This is a genomic window from Pseudomonas sp. NFPP07 (assembly GCF_900115645.1).
Lineage (GTDB): Bacteria > Pseudomonadota > Gammaproteobacteria > Pseudomonadales > Pseudomonadaceae > Aquipseudomonas > Aquipseudomonas chlororaphis.
This window is the reverse complement of sequence record NZ_FOXG01000007.1, coordinates 202,598-223,632: the sequence shown is the minus strand read 5'-3', so window position 1 is coordinate 223,632 and position 21,035 is coordinate 202,598. Positions and strand designations below refer to the sequence as shown.

Sequence of the window (21,035 nt, the reverse complement as noted above, 5' to 3'; positions counted from 1 at the left end):
GATCCTACTGCACTTCTTCCAGGGCTTGCGCCAGGGGCACGTAAAACTCGTCGTATAGCGCGTCGACCGCCTCCCGGGCGTGGTCGGTGACAAATCCGGCTTCCAGCACCAGCACCTGATACACGCCGCGCTTGATGGCTTCTTCGCTCAGGTGCGCGGAGTTTTCCCGGGTGGTGCACAAAAAACGCACCCAGGAGGTAAGGATGATCCAGGCATTGAGGGTCAGGGACTCGATCTGCACCTTGTCCATCCGCAGGATGCCGGCCTCGACGAAACCTTCGTAGATCGCCGTGCCGTGGATCAGGCAGCGCTGGGAGAAGCGCCGATAACGGGCGGCCAGTTCGGCGTCGCTGTCGAGCAGGTGTTCCAGGTCGCGGTGCAGGAAGCGATAGCGCCACATGGCGGCCAGCAGCTCCTGCAGGTAATAGCGCTTGTCCTCGACGGTCACGGTACGGCCCTGGGGCAGGCGCAGGAAGCTGTCGACCAGGGCTTCGTACTCGCAGAACAGCACGGCGATGATCGCCTGCTTGTTGGGGAAGTGGTAATACAGGTTGCCCGGCGAAATCTCCATGTGGGCCGCAATGTGGTTGGTGCTGACACTGCGTTCGCCTTGCTGGTTGAACAGCTCCAGGCTGTTCTGGACGATACGTTCGCGGGTTTTTATGCGTGGGGCCATGAGCGTGGGCTTTAATCGAGAAGGCGTTGCCCGGCATCTTACGACCTATCCCCAACGGGATAAATCAAAGCCGGCCCGGGATGTCATTTGACATTTTAGAGCATAAACTCTAAAAACTTCCCACCCACAAAACCCGGAGTCGCCCATGTCTGCCGAAATCGCCTACTTGCCGGAAGCCCACCAGCAGCTGGATGAGCTCCACCGTCTGTTCGCCGCCCAGCGCCAGGCCTTCGCAGCCAACCCCATGCCGCCGGCCGCCCAGCGCCAGCAATGGCTCAAGAGCCTGCGCGAGCTGCTCGACAGCGAACGCCAGGCCCTGATCGATGCCATCAGCGAAGATTTCAGCCATCGCAGCGCCGACGAAACCCTGTTCGCCGAAATCATGCCCAGCCTGCATGGCATCCACTACGCCAGCAAACACCTCAAGGGCTGGATGAAACCTTCGCGGCGCAAGGTCGGCGTGGCCTTCCAGCCGGCCTCGGCCAAGGTCGTCTACCAGCCATTGGGCGTGGTCGGGGTGATCGTGCCGTGGAACTACCCCCTGTACCTGGCCATCGGCCCGCTGGTGGGCGCGCTCGCCGCCGGCAACCGGGTGCTGCTCAAGCTCAGCGAATCGACCCCCGCCACCGGCCTGCTGCTCAAGCGCCTGCTGGCCAAGGCGTTCCCCGAGGACCTGGTCGCCGTGGTGCTGGGCGAAGCCGATGTGGGCGTGGCCTTCTCCCGGCTGCCCTTCGATCACCTGCTGTTCACCGGCGCCACCAGCATCGGCAAGCATGTGATGCGCGCCGCGGCGGAAAACCTGACCCCGGTGACCCTGGAGCTGGGCGGCAAGTCTCCGGCCATCGTGTCCGACGACGTACCGCTCAAGGACGCCGCCGAACGCATCGCCTTCGGCAAGACCATGAACGCCGGCCAGACCTGCGTCGCCCCGGACTACGTGCTGGTCCCGGAACACCGCGTCGGCGCCTTCGTCGACGCCTATCGCCAGGTGGTCCGTGGTTTCTTCCCGACCCTGGTCGACAACCCCGACTACACCGCAATCATCAACCCGCGGCAGCTGGCGCGCCTGAACAGCTACATCAGCGACGCCACCAGCAAGGGCGCGCTGCTGATCCCGCTGTTCGAAGAGAACCAGGAACGGCGCATGGGCCACAGCCTGATGCTGAATGTCAGCGACGACATGACGGTGATGCAGGATGAGATCTTCGGCCCGATCCTGCCGATCGTGCCCTACACCGGCCTGGACCAGGCCTTCGCCTACATCAACCAGCGCCCTCGCCCGCTGGCGCTCTATTACTTCGGCTACGACAAGGCCGAGCAGGACCGGGTACTCAACGAAACCCACTCGGGCGGGGTCTGCCTCAACGACACCCTGCTGCACGTCGCCCAGGACGACATGCCGTTTGGCGGCATCGGCCACTCGGGCATGGGCCATTACCACGGTCACGAGGGCTTCCTGACCTTTAGCAAGGCCAAGGGGGTGCTGAGCAAGCAGCGCCTGAATGCCGCACGGCTGATCTACCCGCCCTATGGCAAACCGATCCAGAAGCTGATCCAGAAGCTGTTCATCCGTTAACCAGACCATTGCCGGGTAATAACAATAATGACCCCCAACCTGCCTGCCGCACCCGTACTGTCGCGCCGTGGCCTGTTGAAAATCGGCCTGTGCGCCAGCGCGTTCCTGACCACCGCCGGCCTCGGCGCCAGCCTCAGCGGTTGCTCGTCCAGCACCCCTGCCAGCGGCTTTGCCGCATTGCGCAGCAGCGACCTGCCGATTCTTCGGGCGCTGCTTCCGGTCATGCTCGACGGTGCCGTGGCCGCCGAGAAGTTGCCGGCGGCGCTCGACGCCACCCTGAAAAGCCTGGATCACAGCCTCGACCACCTGTCGCCGGAAATGCTCAAGCTCACCCAGCAGCTGTTCGACGTGCTGGGCATGGGCATCACGCGCGGCCCCCTGACCGGCATCTGGGGCCGTTGGGAGAACGCCAGCGCCGACGATATCCGGCACTTCCTCAAGCGCTGGGAAAACAGCTCCCTCAGCCTGCTGCGCATGGGCCACGCGTCCCTGCTGCAACTGGTGATGATGGCCTGGTACAGCCGCCCCGAATCCTGGGCCCATTGCGGTTATCCCGGGCCACCCAGAATCTGAAGACTGCTCGCTCTGTAGCCGCTGCCGAAGGCTGCGATCGGCTCCGCAGGAGACGCGCTCCTAAAGCCCTCGGAAGGTCCTACGGACCTTGTCGCAGCCTTCGGCAGCGGCTACACAAGCACCCAGAAGCCCCAGAACAACAAGAGAGCGCCTGATATGCCCGTACCCGATCTGTTTCGCGAAGGCCTGGCCCGAGGCTGGAAAACCTACAACGGTTCGCAATTGCAGGAGAACCTGACCCTCGAAGCGGATGTCGCCATCATCGGCAGCGGCGCGGGCGGCGGCACCACCGCCGAGATCCTCAGCGCCGCCGGCTACAAGGTGCTGCTGATCGAGGAAGGGCCGCTCAAGACCAGCGACGACTTCAAGATGCTCGAGGACCAGGCCTACGCCAGCCTCTATCAGGAAGGCATCGGCCGCATGAGCAAGGATGGCGCCATCACCATCCTGCAAGGCCGCGCGGTCGGCGGCACCACCCTGATCAACTGGACGTCCAGCTTCCGTACCCCCGAGCCGACCCTGGAGCACTGGGCCAAGGAGCACGACGTCAAGGGCCACAGCCCGGCCGAAATGGCGCCCTGGTTCGAAAAAATGGAGCAACGCCTGGGCGTCACCCCCTGGATCATGCCACCCAACGCCAACAACGACGTGATCAGGATCGGCTGCGAGAAACTCGGCTACAGCTGGCACGTGATCCCGCGCAACGTGCGCGGCTGCTGGAACCTCGGCTATTGCGGCATGGGCTGCCCGACCAACGCCAAGCAGTCGATGATGGTTACCACCATTCCCGCGACCCTGGAGAAAGGCGGCGAGCTGCTGTACCTGGCCCGCGCCGAGCGCCTGCAGATCAAGGGCGACCAGGTCGAGAGCCTGCTCTGCCTGGCCATGGACGAGCGCTGCGTGGCGCCCACCGGGCGCACCATCCAGGTCAAGGCCCGGCACTACGTGCTGGCCGGTGGCGGGATCAACAGCCCGGCCCTGCTGCTGCGCTCCGACGCGGCCGACCCGCACAAGCGCCTGGGCAAACGCACCTTCCTGCACCTGGTGAACTTTTCCGCCGGGCAGTTCGACCAGGTGATCAACCCGTTCTACGGGGCGCCGCAGTCGATCTATTCCGATCATTTCCAGTGGCTGGACGGTACCACCGGCAAAATGTCCTACAAGCTCGAGGTGCCGCCGCTGCAACCGGCGCTGGCCGCCACCCTGCTCGGCGGTTTCGGCCCGCAGAGCGCCCTGAACATGCAGCAGTTGCCCCACACCCACGCCATGCTCGCGCTGCTGCGCGACGGTTTTCACCCGGACAGCAGCGGCGGCAGCGTGGAACTGCGCGGCGACGGCTCGCCGGTGCTCGACTACCAGGTCTCGGACTACGCCTGGGACGGCGTGCGGCGGGCCTTTCACAGCATGGCGCAGATCCAGTTCGCCGGCGGCGCCAAAGCAGTCATGCCAATGCACAGCGATGCCCGCTACGTGAAGACCCTGGCCGAGGCCAAGACACTGATCGACGGCCTGAACCTTGCGCTGTACCGCACCCGCCTGGGCAGCGCCCATGTGATGGGCGGTTGCGCCATGGGCGAAGACCCGAAAAACGCCGTCGCCGACAGCCTGGGCCGGCATCACCAGCTGGCCAATCTGTCGATCCACGACGGTTCGCTGTTCCCCACCAGCATCGGCGCCAATCCGCAACTGTCGGTCTACGGCCTGACCGCGCAACTGGCCACGGCCCTGGCCGAACGGCTGAAAAGCGGGTGAAAACGCCGCTTATTTTCGTCGTCTATAGTGCTTTCTTCCGTTACAGGCGACTTGGCCGACCGGAAAGGCTGCGATACCATCCGACTCCCCAACGGACTCCCGCCAGGACGACGCGATGAACCGAGTGTTGTACCCAGGTACCTTCGACCCTATTACCAAGGGCCATGGCGATCTGGTCGAACGCGCCTCGCGCCTGTTCGATCATGTGATCATCGCCGTCGCCGCCAGCCCGAAGAAAAACCCGCTTTTTCCCCTGGAACAGCGTGTGGAACTGGCTCGCGAGGTCACCAAGCATCTGCCGAACGTTGAAGTCGTCGGTTTTTCCACGCTGCTGGCGCATTTCGCCAAGGAGCAGAACGCCAATGTCTTCCTGCGGGGGCTGCGGGCGGTTTCGGACTTCGAATACGAATTCCAGCTGGCCAACATGAACCGCCAACTGGCGCCGGACGTGGAAAGCCTGTTCCTCACGCCGTCGGAGCGTTATTCGTTCATTTCCTCGACCCTGGTCCGGGAAATCGCGGCATTGGGCGGCGATATCAGCAAGTTCGTGCATCCGGCCGTGGCCGACGCCCTGACCTTGCGCTTCAAGAAATAACTCCCGCGGGAGCTGGCGCAGCCCGCGCCGGCTTCCGCGCAGTCGACCTGCAAACGCCCCTCCCATCGCGCCCGCGTGCACTGCGCTCGCCAATGCGGCACAATTGCGCCATTGGTTTTTCAAATGCCTGGGCCCGCCGCCCCGGCCGGAGTGCCCCATGTCCCTGATCATCACCGACGATTGCATCAACTGCGACGTCTGCGAACCCGAGTGCCCGAACGCCGCGATTTCCCAAGGCGAAGAGATCTACGTGATCGACCCGAACCTGTGCACCCAATGCGTCGGCCACTATGACGAGCCGCAATGCCAGCAGGTCTGCCCGGTGGATTGCATCCCGCTGGACGAGGCCCATCCGGAAACCGAAGAAGAGTTGATGGCCAAGTACCGGAAGATCACCGGCAAGGCATAACACAGCCATCGAGACTTGCGATCGTAGCCGCTGCCGAAGGCTGCGATCGGCCGAAACGGCCGCGACGCCAGTAAGATCGCCACAGGTCCTACGGACCTATCGCAGCCTTCGGCAGCGGCTACAGGCGATCAGCTCTGGCATTTAGGGCAATACACGCTCGCACGCTGCCCCAGCTTGATCTCCCGCAGCCCCGTGCCACAGACCTTGCAGTGTTCCCCGCCGCGCCCGTAGACGAACAGTTCCTGCTGGAAATAGCCCGGCTGCCCGTCGCCGCCGATAAAGTCGCGCAGGGTGGTGCCGCCGCGCTCGATGGCCGCGGCCAGGATGCGCTTGATCTCGATCGCCAGCTTCAGGTAGCGCGCCCGGGAAATCCCCTTGGCTTCGCGGCGCGGGTCGATGCCAGCGGCGAACAGCGCTTCGGTCGCATAGATATTGCCCACCCCCACCACCACCGCGTTGTCCATGATGAACGGCTTGACCGCCATCGAACGTCCCCGCGACAGCTGATACAGGCGCTCGCCGTCGAACAGGTCGGTCAGCGGCTCCGGCCCCAGGCGGATCAGCAGTTCGTGATTGAGCGGGTCCAGGCTCCAGAGCATCGCGCCAAAGCGCCGCGGGTCGGTGTAGCGCAGGGCCAGGCCGGACTCCAGCTCGATGTCGACATGCTCGTGCTTGGCCGCCGGCAAGCCGACCTCCACCAGGCGCAGGTTGCCCGACATGCCCAGGTGACTGATCAGGGTGCCGACTTCGGCATTGATCAGCAGGTACTTGGCGCGGCGCTCGACCTTGACGATCTGCTGGCCGGACAGGCGCACATCGAGGTCCTCCGGAATCGGCCAGCGCAGACGCCGGTCGCGCACGATCACGCGGCTGACGCGCTGCCCTTCCAGGTGCGGCGCGATACCGCGCCGGGTGGTTTCGACTTCCGGTAATTCAGGCATGTGTGCCTCGTATTCTCTATAACGTGGTCGGGAATCAGTGCGCGCCCAGTTCGCGCACGGTTTCCTTGAGGTTCTCGAAGTCGTAGTCGGACAGACCGACGTAATCGAGGATCAGATGGCCGATGCTGTTCCATTCATGATCATCGACCTGATTGCCCAGCACCCGGTAGGACGCGCAGATATGCTCGGCCATTTTCAGGATCGCCAGCAGGTTCTTCAGCTGGCTGTTGCGCGACGACTCGTCGCTGAAGATCGCCAGGGCGTTGTGGTGATTGGCGATGGCGTTGGTCACGTGCTCCGGCAGGCGCCAGGACTTGGCCGTGTAATAACCGACCACCGCGTGGTTGGTGTTGAACACACGGTTTTCCGTATCCACCACGCGGTTCTCGGGGCCCGCGCTAGCGTAGGCCTCTTCCAGCACCGTCATGTAGTCGGGGAAGCGCTTGAGCATCAGCGGCACGCCGCAATCGTGGAACAGGCCCAGGGCATAAGCCTCGTCGACCGCTTGCGAGCCGGTGCGCTTGGCCAGGGTCAGGCAGGTCATCGCCACATCCTGGGCGGTGTCCCAGAAACGGTTGAGGGTGACGATGGTTTCGTCGCTCATCTCGCCCTTGATCGACTGCGCGTTGATCAGGTTGATGATCGAACGGCTGCCCAGCAGGTTCACCGCGCGCTGGATCGAGGCGATCTTGTTGCTCAGCCCGTAATACGGCGAGTTGACGATTTTCAGCAGGGCGCCGGAGAGGCCCGGGTCCTGGGAGATCAGCCGCGCGATCACTTCCAGGTCAGGGTCGGGCATGTACTGCTCCATCTGCAGATCCACCATGATCTGCGGTTGGGGCGGCACGCTGATGCCTTGCAGGGCCTGTTGAATCTGTTCGGCGGAAAGCTCTTGGGACATCGCTTGGGACATAGGTACGCACTCTGGGCTAGGCGGCGATTCTAACCCTTTAGATGGCGCCCATGGCCAGCCGGAAGGAACTTTACAACGGGCGCCTCGGGGCAATGCCGGGCCAGGCGCGGGGTATCCACGGCGGGTTTGCCCTGTCACCGCATATCCACTCGCCAGCCTCTCGGCGAGCGCAACACGTTATACTCCCGCTCTTTTTTCCGGAGCGACGTCATGTCCCTGCCAAGCCTGCGCCTCAAAGCCAACGCCGATCGCCGCCTGCGCGCCGGCCACCTGTGGGTCTACAGCAACGAAATCGATGTAGCCGCCACCCCACTCCACGGCTTCAAGGCAGGCGACCAGGCAGTGCTGGAAGCCGCCGGCGGCAAGCCGCTGGGCGTCGTCGCCATGAGCCCGAACAACCTGATCTGCGCCCGCCTGCTGTCGCGCGACGCCAAGCTGGCGCTGGACAAGTCGCTGCTGGTGCACCGCCTGAACGTGGCGCTGTCGCTACGCGAGCGCCTGTTCGACAAACCGTTCTACCGCCTGGTCTACGGCGACTCCGACCTGCTGCCGGGCCTGGTGGTCGACCGTTTCGGCGACATCCTCGTCGTGCAGCTGGCTTCGGCGACCATGGAACAGCACAAGGACGACGTGATCGCCGCCCTGCTCCAGGTCCTCAAGCCCAGCGGCATCCTGTTCAAGAACGACTCCGCCGCGCGCGACGCCGAAGGCCTCAACCGCTACGTGGAAACCGTGTTCGGCCTGGTGCCGGAGTGGGTCGCCCTGGAAGAGAACGGCGTGAAGTTCGAGGCCCCGGTGATGGAAGGCCAGAAGACCGGCTGGTTCTACGACCACCGCATGAATCGCGCCCGCCTGGCGCCTTACGCCAAGGGCAAGCGCGTGCTGGACCTGTTCAGCTACATCGGCGGCTGGGGCGTGCAGGCCGGCGCCTTCGGTGCCAGCGAAGTGTTCTGCGTCGATGCCTCGGGCTTCGCCCTTGACGGTGTCGAGCGCAACGCCGCGCTCAACGGCATCGCCGAGAAAGTCACCTGCATCGAAGGCGACGTGTTCGAAGCCCTGAAAGAGCTCAAGGCCGCCGAAGAGCGTTTCGACGTGATCGTGGCCGACCCGCCCGCCTTCATCAAACGCAAGAAAGACCTGAAGAACGGCGAAGGCGCCTACCGCCGCCTGAACGAACAGGCCATGCGCCTGCTCAGCAAGGACGGCATCCTGGTCAGCGCTTCGTGCTCGATGCACCTGCCCGAAGACGACCTGCAGAACATCCTGCTCACCAGCGCCCGCCACCTGGACCGCAATATCCAGCTGCTGGAACGCGGCGGCCAGGGTCCGGACCATCCGGTACACCCGGCCATCCCGGAAACCCGCTACATCAAGAGCATCACCTGCCGCCTGCTGCCTAACAGCTAACCGCTAACCGCTACACAAGGCGTCACAAAACCTGTAGGAGCGAGCTTGCTCGCGAGAAACGTCAACGATAACGCGCCCGCCCTGCCGGATCGCGGTACCTGATGTTTTTTCGCGAGCAAGCTCGCTCCTACAGATACATTCAGTCCCATTGTCACTACGACAGCCTTCTTCACAGCACCTACCGTTGCTCTTCCATCCATCGAAGAGGACAACGGAATGTCCAACACCCCCCATGCCCATCGCCTGCGCCTCGGTCGTTATTCGGAATCAGGCCGTATCTATCTGCTCACGGCTGTCACCCGAAACCGTTCGGCGATCTTCCACGACTGGCACCTGGGTCGCCGGGTAGTCGACGAACTCAGGCATGCCCAACAAACAGGCGCAGCAACCTCGCTAGCCTGGGTGGTAATGCCCGACCATTTCCACTGGCTGATCGAACTGCACAGCGGCGACTTGCCAAAACTGATGCAAGGCAGCAAATCCCGTAGTGCCAGGGCTATCAACCGCATCCGCAACAGTTCGCAACCTGTCTGGCAGAAAGGCTATTTCGACCGGGCCCTGCGCCGTGACGAAGACCTGAAAGCCATGGCCCGCTACATCATCGCCAACCCGCTGCGCGCTGGTTTGGTCCGGCGCATCGGCGACTACCCCCTATGGGACGCCATCTGGCTCTGATCGACCTGTAGGAGCGAGCTTGCTCGCGATAGCCATTTTGCAGGCGCCGCCGGATTTCAGCCTGGCGGCTGATCGCGAGCAAGCTCGCTCCTACAGGGGGCTGCGTGTTCTTACTGCCGGTCATTCGCACCATTCCTTCCTGGCGCCAGCGGTGTAGAATCGCGAGATTCATCGCCAGTCATCCCCCGGCGGGTTTATGAGCTCAGGCTGAGGCGCGCGGCGATCCCGCGGCGTCATCGGCAGCTTCAGGACACACGGCCATTTCTGAGTGTTCCAGGGGTCAATAGAAGCTCACTCCCCATTTGTTACCTGATTAGCCGCCCGGAGTGCTCCATGCCTGATTACCGCTCGAAAACATCCACCCACGGCCGCAACATGGCCGGCGCCCGCGCACTGTGGCGCGCCACGGGGATGAAAGATGACGACTTCAAGAAGCCGATCATCGCCATTGCCAACTCCTTCACCCAGTTCGTCCCGGGCCACGTGCACCTCAAGGACCTGGGCCAGCTGGTCGCCCGCGAAATCGAACGCGCCGGCGGCGTGGCCAAGGAATTCAACACCATCGCCGTGGATGACGGCATCGCCATGGGCCACGACGGCATGCTGTATTCGCTGCCGAGCCGCGAGATCATCGCCGACTCCGTGGAGTACATGGTCAACGCCCACTGCGCCGACGCCATCGTCTGCATCTCCAACTGCGACAAGATCACCCCCGGCATGCTGATGGCCGCCCTGCGCCTGAACATCCCGGTGATCTTCGTTTCCGGCGGCCCGATGGAAGCCGGCAAGACCAAGCTCGCCGCCCACGGCCTCGACCTGGTCGACGCCATGGTGATCGCCGCCGACTCCAGCGCTTCTGACGAGAAGGTTGCCGAGTACGAGCGCAGCGCCTGCCCGACCTGCGGTTCCTGCTCCGGCATGTTCACCGCCAACTCGATGAACTGCCTGACCGAAGCCCTGGGCCTGGCCCTGCCGGGCAACGGTTCGACCCTGGCCACCCACAGCGACCGCGAACAGCTGTTCCTGCAGGCCGGCCGCACCATCGTCGAGCTGTGCAAGCGCTACTACGGCGAGAACGACGAGTCGGTGCTGCCGCGCAACATCGCCAACTTCAAGGCGTTCGAGAACGCCATGATGCTCGACATCGCCATGGGCGGTTCGACCAACACCATCCTGCACCTGCTGGCCGCCGCCCAGGAAGCCGAGATCGATTTCGACCTGCGCGACATCGATCGCCTGTCCCGCAGCGTGCCGCAACTGTGCAAGGTGGCGCCGAACATCCAGAAGTACCACATGGAAGACGTGCACCGCGCCGGCGGCATCTTCAGCATCCTCGGCTCCCTGGCGCGCGGCGGCCTGCTGCACACTGACCTGCCGACCGTGCACAGCCGCAGCATGGAAGAAGCCATCGCCAAGTGGGACATCACCCAGACCAACGACGAAGCGGTGCACCACTTCTTCAAGGCAGGCCCGGCCGGCATCCCGACCCAGACCGCATTCAGCCAGTCGACCCGCTGGCCGAGCCTCGACGACGACCGTGAAAACGGCTGCATCCGCAGTGTCGAGCACGCCTACTCGAAAGAAGGCGGCCTGGCCGTGCTGTACGGCAACATCGCCCTGGACGGCTGCGTGGTGAAGACCGCCGGCGTCGATGAGTCGATCCACGTCTTCGAAGGCAACGCGAAGATCTTCGAAAGCCAGGACAGCGCGGTGCGCGGCATCCTCGCCGACGAAGTGAAGGAAGGCGACATCGTCATCATTCGCTACGAAGGTCCGAAAGGCGGCCCGGGCATGCAGGAAATGCTCTACCCGACCTCCTACCTGAAGTCCAAGGGCCTGGGCAAAGCCTGCGCCCTGCTGACCGACGGCCGCTTCTCCGGCGGTACTTCGGGCCTGTCCATCGGCCACGCTTCGCCAGAGGCAGCGGCGGGCGGCGCCATCGGCCTGGTTCAGGACGGCGACAAGGTGTTGATCGACATTCCGAACCGCTCGATCAACCTGTTGGTCAGCGACGAAGAACTGGCCGCGCGCCGTGTCGAGCAGGACAAGAAAGGCTGGAAACCGGTGGAAAAACGCCCACGCAAGGTGACCACTGCCCTGAAGGCCTACGCCCTGCTGGCCACCAGCGCCGACAAGGGCGCGGTGCGCAACAAGGCGATGCTCGACGGCCTATAAGCAGCTACAAGCCTCAAGCTACAAGCCGCAAGAAAAAGCCAATCCGCTCTTACTTGCAGCTTGCAGCTTGAAACTTCCCGCTGCTCCTATTGAATGTCCTCCGGTTTGACGATCACCCAGTTCTTGTCCGCCGTCACCGGCAGCCCTTCCTTGGCCTGGGCCGCGGCGTGCTTGGCCATCATGCCGTTGATCTGGGCCATGTACTTGTCCTTGCGGTTGATCCACAGGTGGATGCCGCCCTTGGCCACGTCGACACCGTGGAACAGCATGTAGCCATCGCTGGTCGGGGTGTCGCCGCCCACCAGCACCGGTTTTTTCCACTCGTCGATGTAGGTCAGGATCGCCGCGTGCTTGCCGGCCATCCAGGTCGCCGGGGTCCACAGGTAAGGGGTCAGTTCCAGGCCGAGGTTGGCCTTCTCGTCATACTTGCCGGCGGTGATCTGCTTGCGCGCGGTGGTCAGCTCGCCGGTCTTGCGGTCCTTGAGCAGGGTGGTCACGCCGATGACGTTCTGCGGCTTGACGTTGTAGCCGTACTTCGGATCGGACGCGACCATGCGCACCAGTTCCTCGGAGGCGGCGGTCATCACGTAGACCTCGATGCCGTTCTCCATCAGCTTGTTGTACAGCTCTTTCTGGCCGGTGAAGATTTTCGGCGGATTGATCTCGGTGTTCTTGACCACGTCGCCTTCGAAATAGGTGGCCGGCACCGGTTTGCCCGAGGCCATCAATTCGTCGACATAGCCCTTGAGTTCCTTGAGGGTGAAGCCGGAGAACACCTGCGCCACCCAGGGGTAGCAGACCATGTCGTCGATTTCACAGAGGCGGTAGTAATAGCTGAACAGGCTTTCCTTGTGCTCGGCGGTATCCTTGAACGGCATCAGCTTCAGGGAGGGGTCGAGGGTCTCGCGGGTGATCAGGCCCTTGTTCTCCATGAACGGCAGCAGCGACTCTTCCAGGTCGTAGCGGTAACTGGTGTTGTCCATGTCGAACACCGCGTAGTTACCCTTGTTCGCGTTGGCCGCGATCATCGCGTCCAGTTGCTTGGCCTGGTCCGCGGGCCAGTGCTGCAAGTCGGTGGCGAGAACCTGGCCGGCAAGGCCCAGGCAGAGTGCGGCAACCAGAAATTTCGGAGCGAGTTTCATCGGCGTTTTCTCCCTGATTTAAAGAGATCGACGCTAACAAATCGCTGTGACAATTCTCGCCTGTGGGCGACCGCCCGCGTCCTGATCCCGTCACCGGCATGTGCCTGAGCGTCAGCGGCTTATTCCAAAAACGACAGCCCCAATGCGTTTTTGATATTAATTCATTAGATATCAAGCTGTTAGGCTTGCCGGTTCGCAATCGCAGCCACAAGCGATTGGCACAAGTCTTATGGAGCCTTAATGAACCTGCCGCTGATCCTCAACCTGCTGGTGTTCCTCGCCTTGCTGCTGGGCCTGGCACAAACCCGTCACACCACCTGGAGCCTGGCCAAGAAGGTCCTGCTGGCGCTGGTGCTGGGCGTGGTTTTCGGTGTTGCCCTGCACGGCATCTACGGTGCCGGCAACCCCGTCCTGAAAACCTCCATCGGTTGGTTCGACCTGGTGGGCAACGGTTATGTGCAATTGCTGCAGATGATCGTGATCCCGCTGGTGTTCGCCTCGATCCTCAGTGCCGTGGCGCGCCTGCACAACGCCTCGTCCCTGGGCAGGATCAGCTTCCTGACCATCGGCACCCTGCTGTTCACCACCGCCATCGCCGCGCTGATCGGCATCGCCCTGACCAACCTGTTCGGCCTGACCGCCGAAGGGCTGGTGGCCGGCACCCAGGAAATGGCCCGCCTGCAGGTGATCCAGAGCGATTACGCGGGCAAGGTCGCCGACCTGAATATCCCGCAACTGCTGCTGTCGTTCATTCCGCAGAACCCCTTCGCCGACCTGGCCCGGGCCAAGCCGACCTCGATCATCAGCGTGGTGATCTTCGCCGCCTTCCTCGGCGTCGCCGCCCTGCAGCTGCTCAAGGACGACACCGACAAGGGCCAGAAAGTGGTCAACGCCATCGACACCCTGCAAGCCTGGGTCACCCGCCTGGTACGCCTGGTGATGAAGCTGACCCCTTACGGCGTGCTGGCGCTGATGACCAAGGTGGTCGCCAGCTCCAACCTGCAGGACATCATCAAGCTCGGCAGTTTCGTGGTGGTGTCGTACATCGGCCTGGGCCTGATGTTCGTGGTTCACGGCCTGCTGGTGTCGCTGGCCGGAATCAACCCGCTGCGCTTCTTCCGCAAGGTCTGGCCGGTGCTGACCTTCGCCTTCACCAGCCGCTCCAGCGCCGCGAGCATCCCATTGAGCATCGAGGCGCAAACCAGCCGCCTGGGCATTCCGCAGTCCATCGCCAGCTTCGCCGCCTCGTTCGGCGCGACCATCGGCCAGAACGGCTGCGCCGGCCTGTACCCGGCCATGCTGGCGGTCATGGTGGCCCCGACCGTGGGCATCAACCCGCTCGACCCGCTGTGGATCGCGACCCTGGTGGCGATAGTGACCTTGAGTTCGGCCGGTGTGGCCGGGGTAGGCGGTGGCGCCACGTTCGCCGCGCTGATCGTGCTGCCCGCCATGGGCTTGCCGGTGTCCCTGGTGGCGCTGCTGATTTCCGTGGAGCCTCTGATCGACATGGGCCGCACCGCCCTGAACGTCAGCGGTTCGATGACCGCCGGTGCGATCACCAGCCAGATCATGCAGCAGACCGATAAAGAAAAGCTCGATGCCGATGAGCATGCGGAGCTGGCGCAGGCCTGATTCCAGCCCCGTTCCGGGTTCACGCCCGGAACGGGACTGCGACCTGTAGCCGCTGCCGAGCCCGCGAGGCTGCGATCGAGGACACAGTCCTCGCAAAACCTGAACACGCGGTGTTTCAGGAAGAACAGGTTGTCTGGTTTTACGACTGCTCCGCAGTCGATCGCAGCCTCGCAGGCTCGGCAGCGGCTACAGGGCTACAGGGCTACAGGGCTACGGGGTTAAACCCTTTCCCAGACTTCGAAGCTGTAGGCCGGCTTGTCGCCTTCCGCCGGGTTCGACATGTCAGACACCAGTTTCCACTGCTGCTGATCGAACTCCGGAAACCACGCGTCGCCCTCCGGGCTCAGCGCCACGCGCGTCAGGTACAGGCGATCGGCCTGCTCCAGGCCCTGGGCATACAGCTGCGCACCGCCGATCAGCATCAGCTCGGTAACGCCCTGTTCCAGCGCCCACTCCTCGGCACGCGCCACCGCGGCTTCAAGCGACGGGTACACCTCGGCGCCTTCGAGCCGCAGGTCGGCCTGGCGACTGACCACGATATTCAGCCGCCCCGGCAGCGGACGCCCCAGCGAATCCCAGGTCTTGCGACCCATGATGATCGGCTTGCCCAGGGTCGTGGCCTTGAAGTATTTGAAATCCCCCGGCAAGTGCCAGGGCATGCTGTTGTCGACGCCGATCACGCGGTTTTCACCGAGGGCCGCGATCAGGCTGAGAGGGAGAGATTTTTTCATGCCGGCGAGGATACCAGAGGCTCGGTGCCCCGCAACGTACCCCGATCAGCGCGACAGCGGTTATGCTCAGCGCTCATTTGAGCAACGGAATGACGCGTGACAGCACTGACCCCACTGCAAAAACTCTGGCTCACCGAAGCCGTACGCCTGCGCGAGGAACACGCCGGCGCCCTGGAAGACCAGGAAGCCAATCGCCTGGCGCGCACTGCGGGCGGCGATCTGGCGAGCCGCCTCCAATACCGCGCGCTGTGGCTGGCCGAACGCGACGGCCTGGCCGCCGCCCTGCGCCACTGGGTCCAGGGTGCACGCCTGGCGCTGATGCTGCTGGCCGTGTTGGCCATGGTCAGCGGTGCCGGCCTGGCCTTCGCCGCCCTGGGTAACGGGCAGGCGCCGGTCAACGTGTTCTGGGCCCTGGGCAGCCTGCTCGGTCTCAACCTGCTTCTGCTGCTGAGCTGGGCCCTGGGCCTGCTGTTCGCCGGCGAACACGGCGCCAGCCTCGGCCGCCTGTGGCTGTGGCTCAGCGCCAAGCTCGCCCGCGACGCCAAGGCCGCGCAGCTGGCGCCCGCCCTGCTGCTGTTGCTGCAACGGCGCAAACTCAATCGCTGGGCCATTGGCACCCTGATCAACGGCTTGTGGCTGCTGGCCCTGCTCAGCGCTGTGGCGATCCTGCTGATGCTGCTGATCACCAAGCGCTACGGGTTCTACTGGGAAAGCACCCTGCTCGGCGCGGATGCCTTCGTGGCGATCACCAACGCCCTCGCGGCCATACCCCGTGCCATAGGTTTCGGCGTACCGACCGTAGAGATGATTCACGCCAGCACCCGGGATGTTTACAACACTGAACTGGTGCGCCAGATGTGGGCCGTCTGGCTGGTGGCCTCGCTGATCATTTACGGGGTGCTGCCGCGCCTGCTGTTGATGCTGTTCTGTCGCTGGCGCTGGAAGCACGGGCAGGCGCGCCTGCGCCTGGACCTCAACCTCCCCGGCTACAGCCAGCTGCGCGAAGCGCTGATGCCCAGCAGCGAACGCCTGGGGATCAACGATGTCGCCCCCGAACTGCTGCACCGCGTCGAAGGCGGCGTCAGCGCGCAGGACAGCGATGGCGCCCTGCTGGTGGCCATCGAACTGGACGACCAGCGCCCCTGGCCACCGCAATTGCCGGCCACGGTGAAAGACGCCGGCATCCTCGACAGCCGCGAATCCCGGCACAAGCTGCTGGAACAGATGAGCCGCTTTCCGCCGGCGCGCCTGGCCATCGCCTGCGATCCACGGCGCTCGCCGGACCGTGGCAGCCTGGCGCTGATCGCCGAACTGGCCCGCAGCGCGACCGCCACCCGCATCTGGCTGTTGCAGGCGCCGCCCGGCGAAGCGCTGGACGCCGAACGCCTGGGCGACTGGCACGTGGCGTTGCAACAGCTGGAGCTGCCATTCGCCGATTGCGCACCGCTGAACTGGCTGGAGACCGGGCATGACTGATCCTCGCAAACCACCGTTGAAGCTGGCGGTGGTCGGCCACACCAACGTCGGCAAGACCTCCCTGCTGCGCACCCTGACCCGGGACGTGGGGTTCGGCGAAGTCTCCCATCGCCCCAGCACCACCCGCCATGTCGAGGGCGCGCGGCTGTCGGTGGATGGCGAACCGCTGCTCGACCTGTACGACACCCCCGGCCTGGAAGACGCCATCGCCCTGCTCGACTACCTGGAACGCCTGGAGCACCCCGGCGAGCGCCTGGACGGCCCGGCCCGCCTGGCGCGGTTTCTCGAAGGCAGCGAGGCGCGCCAGCGTTTCGAACAGGAAGCCAAGGTGCTGCGCCAGTTGCTGGACTCCGACGCCGGGCTGTATGTGATCGACGCTCGCGAGCCGGTACTGGCCAAGTACCGCGACGAGCTGGAAGTCCTGGCCAGCTGCGGCAAGCCGCTGCTGCCGGTGCTGAACTTCGTCAGCAGCGCCAACCATCGCGAGCCGGACTGGCGCGAAGCCCTGGCCCGCCTGGGCCTGCATGCACTGGTGCGGTTCGACAGCGTGGCGCCGCCGGAGGATGGCGAGCGGCGGCTGTATGAAAGCCTGGCGTTGCTTCTGGAAAGCTCGCGGCCGCAGCTGGAACGCCTGATCGCCGACCAGCAGGCGCAGCGCCTGGCTCGCCAGCAAAGCGCCGCGCGGCTGATCGCCGAACTGCTGATCGATTGCGCCGCCTGCCGGCGCAGTGTGGTCAGCGAGGTCGAGCAGGAACAGCAAGCCATCGGCGAGCTGCGCAAGGCCGTGCGCCAGCGCGAACAGCGCTGTGTCGAGGCGCTGCTCAAGCTCTACGCCTTCCGCCCGCAGGATGCCGCCGCCAGCGATGTGCCGCTGCTCGACGGGCGCTGGGGCGATGACCTGTTCAACCCGGAAACCCTCAAGCAACTGGGCGTGCGGGTCGGTGGCGGGATCGCCGCCGGCGCGGCGGCCGGGGCTGGCGTCGATCTGCTGGTGGGCGGCCTGACCCTGGGCGCGGCGGCCCTGGCCGGGGCGATTGCCGGTGGCGCGCTGCAAACCGCTCGCAGCTACGGCGGCCGCCTGCTGGGCAAGCTCAAGGGCCAGCGCGAACTGACCGTGGACGACAGCGTGCTGCGCCTCTTGGCCCTGCGCCAACGGCAATTGGTGCAAGCGTTGAATGTGCGCGGGCATGCAGCGCTGGGCAGCATCCAGCTGGCCACGCCTCAGGACCAGAGCTGGCGCGAGGGCAAGCTGCCGGAGGCGCTGAACAAGGCCCGCGCCCATCCGCAATGGTCGTCGCTGAACCCGGCGCCGCGCCTGAGCCAGGCCGAGCGTCAGGAGCAGATCGAGGTGTTGGCGCAGAAGCTGGTGGTCGACAGTTAAGCCTGCGGCGCCCCCGCCTACGTCATCGCGAGCAAGCTCGCTCCTACAGAACATGCGTTCCCCTGTAGGAGCGAGCTTGCTCGCGATAGCTGTCCCCCGGGCACCGCAGGACTCGGATCAGACAGCCAACAACCGCACCGCCTTGTCCTTGAGCATCTGCAAATCCATCACCGGCACCCGCAGCTCCTTGGCCTGTTCGTCCCAATGTCGCAGGCGCAGGCTGACCGCGCATAGCGGGTCCTGCTCGAACGCCCGGGCCTCCTCGGCGCTCATCACCCCGCCCTGGTATTCCAGGGTGCGCCGGCTGGCTTGGCTGAGCCGCTCGTAGTAGCCCGGCTCCTTGCAGGTCAGGTAACGCTTGGCCTGCACGTGGTACTCCACCAGCCGCGCCAGGCGCTCGCTGAAACCGGCGCGGCGCAGGTAGTCGGCGCCCAGCCGCTCATGGCCGACCACGCCGAAACCGCCCATGCTCTCGGCATCCTGCCCACAGATATGCCCGATATCGTGGAAGAACGCCGCCAGCACCACTTCGTCGTCGAAGCCCTCGGCCATGGCCAGTTGCGCGGCCTGGGACATGTGTTCGATCTGCGACACCGGCTCGCCGATGTAGTCGCTGTCGCCAAAGCGCTCGTACAGGCCGAACACCTCGGCGATCCGCTGCTCAGGCCGCATCAGGCTTCCTCCAGCAAACGGGCGATATTGCCCTCGGCCATGGCCGGGCCGACGCTCATGCCCACACCGGTGTGCATCAGCGCCACGCTGACCCCGGCGGCCGGGCGCAGGAACGAAAACGGCCCCGGGCCGCGGGCGCCATAGACACCCTGCCAGCGCTCGACCACCCGCACCTTGCAGCCCAGGGTGTGTTCGGCCAGTTCGAGCATCCAGGTGTCCACCTGCTCGGCATTGAACGGCGACGGGTCGCTGCCGTAATGGTGGGAGTCGCCGATGATCAGCTCGCCATAGGGCGTCGGGCTGATCAGCAGGTGGATGCCGTTTTCGTGCAGGTGCGGCACGTCCCGCAGGATCTGCGCCTGCACCGCCGCCGCTTCGGGCAGGTCGGCAAAGGCGCCGTAATGCACGCAGCTCAAGCCGGTGAGCAGCGCGTGTTGCAGGTCCAGCTGCACCTCGGGCCGGGCGCAGAGCATTTGCAGGCGGCAGACCTGCGGCGCCAGCGCGGCAATCGGCTCGGCCAGCAAGGTCTGGTAGTCATGCCCGGAACAGACCAGGATCTGCCCCGCGCGAAAGCTGCCGGCGGTGCTGTGCAGTTGGCCGGGCTCGATGTCGCGCACCAGGGTGGAAAAATGAAACTCCACCCCCAGGTCGCGGCGCAGGTAGTCGATCAGCATCGGCAGGGCTTCGCGGGAATACAGCTGCTGGTCGTCCAGGCCGTGCAGCGCTGCGCGATGATGGCGGAAGCGGCCGCCGTACAAATCGTTCAAGGCCGCGCCGCGCAGCAGTTCGACGCGGTAGCCGTGTTCCTGCGCACGTCCGGCACAGAAGGCCTGCAGCAATTGCTCTTCGGCCTCGGTGCGGGCGAACAGGTAGGAGCCGTTGCGCTTGAGCGGCAGGCCGGCCAATTGCGCCCAGTCGCCCCAGATGCCGCGGCTGGCCCTGGCCAGGTCGAGCATCACGCCCGGCGGCTGGCCGGTCACCAGGGCCTGGCCGAAGTTACGCACCGACGCGCCCAGGGGCGTGGCACTGCGCTCGAAAACCTTGACCCGCAAACCGCGCTTGGCCGCGGCATAGGCATGGGACAGCCCGAGAATGCCGGCGCCGACGATCAGTAGGTCGTTGTGGTTGCTCATGGGTGTGGTCCTTGGGAAATGACCCTACGAGGTCAATCGCGAGCAAGCTCGCTCCTACAAAGGCCAACCCTGTAGGAGCAGCCGGTCGACGCTCGCTTGCTCGCGATAGCGGTCTATTGGTTACTGGGCGGCGACCTTCTCGGACTTGCCGTCATACCGCTTGCGCCACTCGGCGAGGATCTGGTCGCGGTTCTTCGAGGCCCAGGCGAAGTCGTTCTTGATCAGGCGCTGCTCGTAGTCGGCCGGCAGCTCGGTCTGCGGCTTGGCGATCCCCGGCTGGGCCAGGACGGCGAAGTTTTCCTTGTACAGCTCCATGGCCGCGGGGCTAGCGGAGAAGTCGGCGAGCTTCTTCGCCGCGTCTTCATGAGGGGTGCCCTTGATCACCGCGGTGGCTTCGATTTCCCAGCCCAGGCCTTCCTTGGGCAGCACGATGTCCAGCGGCGCGCCCTGGCGCTTGAGCTGCACGGCCGGGTATTCGAAGGAGATGCCGATCGGGAATTCGCCGGCCGCCGCCAGCTTGCACGGCTTGGAACCGGAGTGAACGTACTGGCCGATGTTCTGGTGCAGCTCGTCCATGTACTGCCAGCCCTGCTTCTCGCCAAAGGTCTGCAACCAGGCGCTGACGTCGAGGAAGCCGGTGCCGGACGAGGCCGGGTTGGGCATGACGATCTTGCCCTTGTACTCAGGCTTGGTCAGGTCCTGCCAGCTCACCGGCTTGGTCAGGCCCTGCTTTTGTGCCTCGACGGTGTTGAAGCAGATGGTCGCGGCCCAAACGTCCATGCCGACCCAGGCCGGCGGGTTGGCGGCGTCGCGGTAGTTGCCGCCGATCTTGCCCAGATCCTTCGGCGCATAGCTTTGCAGCATGCCCTGCTGATCGAGAATCGCCAGGCTGGAAGCGGCCAGGCCCCACACCGCGTCCGCCTGCGGCCGGGCTTTTTCCGCCAGCAGCTTGGCGGTGATGATCCCGGTGGAATCGCGCACCCATTTGATTTCCACATCCGGGTTGGCGGCTTCGAAGGCTTGCTTGTAGCTCTTGAGCTGTTCGGCTTCGAGGGCGGTATAGACCGTCAGTTCGGTCTTCGCGGCAAAGGCGTTCATGCTGAAGGCAGTGAGGACAGCAGCGGCAACAGCCAGGGGCTTGAACATGGTGCGGTTCCTTTCTGGAGTGGGGGCTTG

The 21,035-nt window shown here is 64.6% G+C and carries 19 protein-coding genes; 11 read left to right on the top strand and 8 right to left on the bottom strand.

From position 1 onward, the window contains the following. Positions 1-4: 4 nt before the first annotated feature. Positions 5-676 (bottom strand): TetR/AcrR family transcriptional regulator, encoded by a 672-nt coding sequence (locus BM019_RS19385; RefSeq protein ID WP_009046046.1) that lies wholly within the window; start codon positions 674-676, stop codon positions 5-7. A 145-nt stretch (positions 677-821) separates the two neighbouring features. Between BM019_RS19385 and BM019_RS19380 the strand changes: the two genes are divergently transcribed. The 5 genes from BM019_RS19380 to BM019_RS19360 all read left to right on the top strand — a co-directional run bounded on the left by BM019_RS19380 (position 822) and on the right by BM019_RS19360 (position 5,581). Further along, entirely contained in the window at positions 822-2,252 is a 1,431-nt protein-coding gene (locus BM019_RS19380; RefSeq protein WP_092419381.1) for a coniferyl aldehyde dehydrogenase, read from the top strand. 27 nt (positions 2,253-2,279) lie between these two features. Further along, on the top strand, positions 2,280-2,825 hold the full coding sequence (locus tag BM019_RS19375; RefSeq protein WP_092419378.1) for a twin-arginine translocation pathway signal protein: 546 nt from the start codon (positions 2,280-2,282) through the stop codon (positions 2,823-2,825). Positions 2,826-2,981: 156 nt separating this feature from the next. Then, positions 2,982-4,577, top strand: a complete 1,596-nt coding sequence (locus BM019_RS19370; protein ID WP_092419375.1) for a GMC family oxidoreductase — start codon at positions 2,982-2,984, stop codon at positions 4,575-4,577. Positions 4,578-4,692: 115 nt separating this feature from the next. Further along, a complete protein-coding gene (gene coaD / locus BM019_RS19365; RefSeq protein WP_003229157.1) occupies positions 4,693-5,172 on the top strand; it encodes a pantetheine-phosphate adenylyltransferase in 480 nt (159 codons plus the stop codon). Positions 5,173-5,329: 157 nt separating this feature from the next. Beyond that, positions 5,330-5,581 (top strand): YfhL family 4Fe-4S dicluster ferredoxin, encoded by a 252-nt coding sequence (locus BM019_RS19360; RefSeq protein WP_007921257.1) that lies wholly within the window; start codon positions 5,330-5,332, stop codon positions 5,579-5,581. 128 nt (positions 5,582-5,709) lie between these two features. On the opposite strand, the gene mutM is transcribed toward BM019_RS19360, so the two are convergent. Continuing rightward, positions 5,710-6,522 (bottom strand): bifunctional DNA-formamidopyrimidine glycosylase/DNA-(apurinic or apyrimidinic site) lyase, encoded by an 813-nt coding sequence (mutM, locus tag BM019_RS19355; RefSeq protein ID WP_009046050.1) that lies wholly within the window; start codon positions 6,520-6,522, stop codon positions 5,710-5,712. A 34-nt stretch (positions 6,523-6,556) separates the two neighbouring features. Continuing rightward, positions 6,557-7,369: an HDOD domain-containing protein gene (locus BM019_RS19350; RefSeq protein WP_164485217.1), complete on the bottom strand. Its 813-nt coding sequence runs from the start codon at positions 7,367-7,369 to the stop codon at positions 6,557-6,559. 276 nt (positions 7,370-7,645) lie between these two features. Between BM019_RS19350 and BM019_RS19345 the strand changes: the two genes are divergently transcribed. The 3 genes from BM019_RS19345 (at position 7,646) to ilvD (ending at position 11,692) form a co-directional block, all read left to right on the top strand. Beyond that, a complete protein-coding gene (locus BM019_RS19345) occupies positions 7,646-8,842 on the top strand; it encodes a class I SAM-dependent rRNA methyltransferase (RefSeq protein ID WP_092419372.1) in 1,197 nt (398 codons plus the stop codon). 216 nt (positions 8,843-9,058) lie between these two features. Next, complete coding sequence (locus BM019_RS19340) at positions 9,059-9,517, top strand: REP-associated tyrosine transposase (protein ID WP_009046052.1); 459 nt, start codon at positions 9,059-9,061, stop codon at positions 9,515-9,517. A 333-nt stretch (positions 9,518-9,850) separates the two neighbouring features. Next, positions 9,851-11,692, top strand: coding sequence for a dihydroxy-acid dehydratase (ilvD, locus tag BM019_RS19335; RefSeq protein WP_092419369.1), 1,842 nt, complete (start codon positions 9,851-9,853; stop codon positions 11,690-11,692). 86 nt (positions 11,693-11,778) lie between these two features. Here the strand turns inward: ilvD and BM019_RS19330 are convergent, their stop codons facing one another. Then, the gene (locus tag BM019_RS19330) at positions 11,779-12,834 is read right to left on the bottom strand and encodes an HAD family hydrolase (protein WP_062824325.1); all 1,056 of its coding nucleotides are present in this window, start codon (positions 12,832-12,834) and stop codon (positions 11,779-11,781) included. Positions 12,835-13,074: 240 nt separating this feature from the next. Here BM019_RS19330 and BM019_RS19325 point away from each other — a divergent pair, with 240 nt between their 5' ends. Further along, entirely contained in the window at positions 13,075-14,466 is a 1,392-nt protein-coding gene (locus tag BM019_RS19325) for an L-cystine transporter (protein ID WP_092419366.1), read from the top strand. 218 nt (positions 14,467-14,684) lie between these two features. On the opposite strand, the gene BM019_RS19320 is transcribed toward BM019_RS19325, so the two are convergent. Next, entirely contained in the window at positions 14,685-15,197 is a 513-nt protein-coding gene (locus BM019_RS19320) for a dihydrofolate reductase (protein ID WP_092419363.1), read from the bottom strand. Between the two features lie 96 nt (positions 15,198-15,293). Between BM019_RS19320 and BM019_RS19315 the strand changes: the two genes are divergently transcribed. Then, positions 15,294-16,673, top strand: a complete 1,380-nt coding sequence (locus BM019_RS19315) for a DUF2868 domain-containing protein (protein ID WP_092419361.1) — start codon at positions 15,294-15,296, stop codon at positions 16,671-16,673. Further along, positions 16,666-18,054, top strand: a complete 1,389-nt coding sequence (locus BM019_RS19310; protein ID WP_092419358.1) for a GTPase/DUF3482 domain-containing protein — start codon at positions 16,666-16,668, stop codon at positions 18,052-18,054. The genes BM019_RS19315 and BM019_RS19310 overlap by 8 nt, the downstream gene beginning before the upstream one ends. A gap of 117 nt (positions 18,055-18,171) precedes the next feature. Here the strand turns inward: BM019_RS19310 and BM019_RS19305 are convergent, their stop codons facing one another. From BM019_RS19305 to BM019_RS19295, 3 genes are all read right to left on the bottom strand, one after another. Beyond that, a complete protein-coding gene (locus BM019_RS19305; RefSeq protein ID WP_092419355.1) occupies positions 18,172-18,726 on the bottom strand; it encodes a phosphonate degradation HD-domain oxygenase in 555 nt (184 codons plus the stop codon). Continuing rightward, entirely contained in the window at positions 18,726-19,859 is a 1,134-nt protein-coding gene (locus BM019_RS19300; RefSeq protein WP_092419352.1) for a TIGR03364 family FAD-dependent oxidoreductase, read from the bottom strand. The genes BM019_RS19305 and BM019_RS19300 overlap by 1 nt, the downstream gene beginning before the upstream one ends. A gap of 120 nt (positions 19,860-19,979) precedes the next feature. Then, a complete protein-coding gene (locus tag BM019_RS19295) occupies positions 19,980-21,005 on the bottom strand; it encodes a putative 2-aminoethylphosphonate ABC transporter substrate-binding protein (RefSeq protein ID WP_092419349.1) in 1,026 nt (341 codons plus the stop codon). Positions 21,006-21,035: the final 30 nt, after the last annotated feature.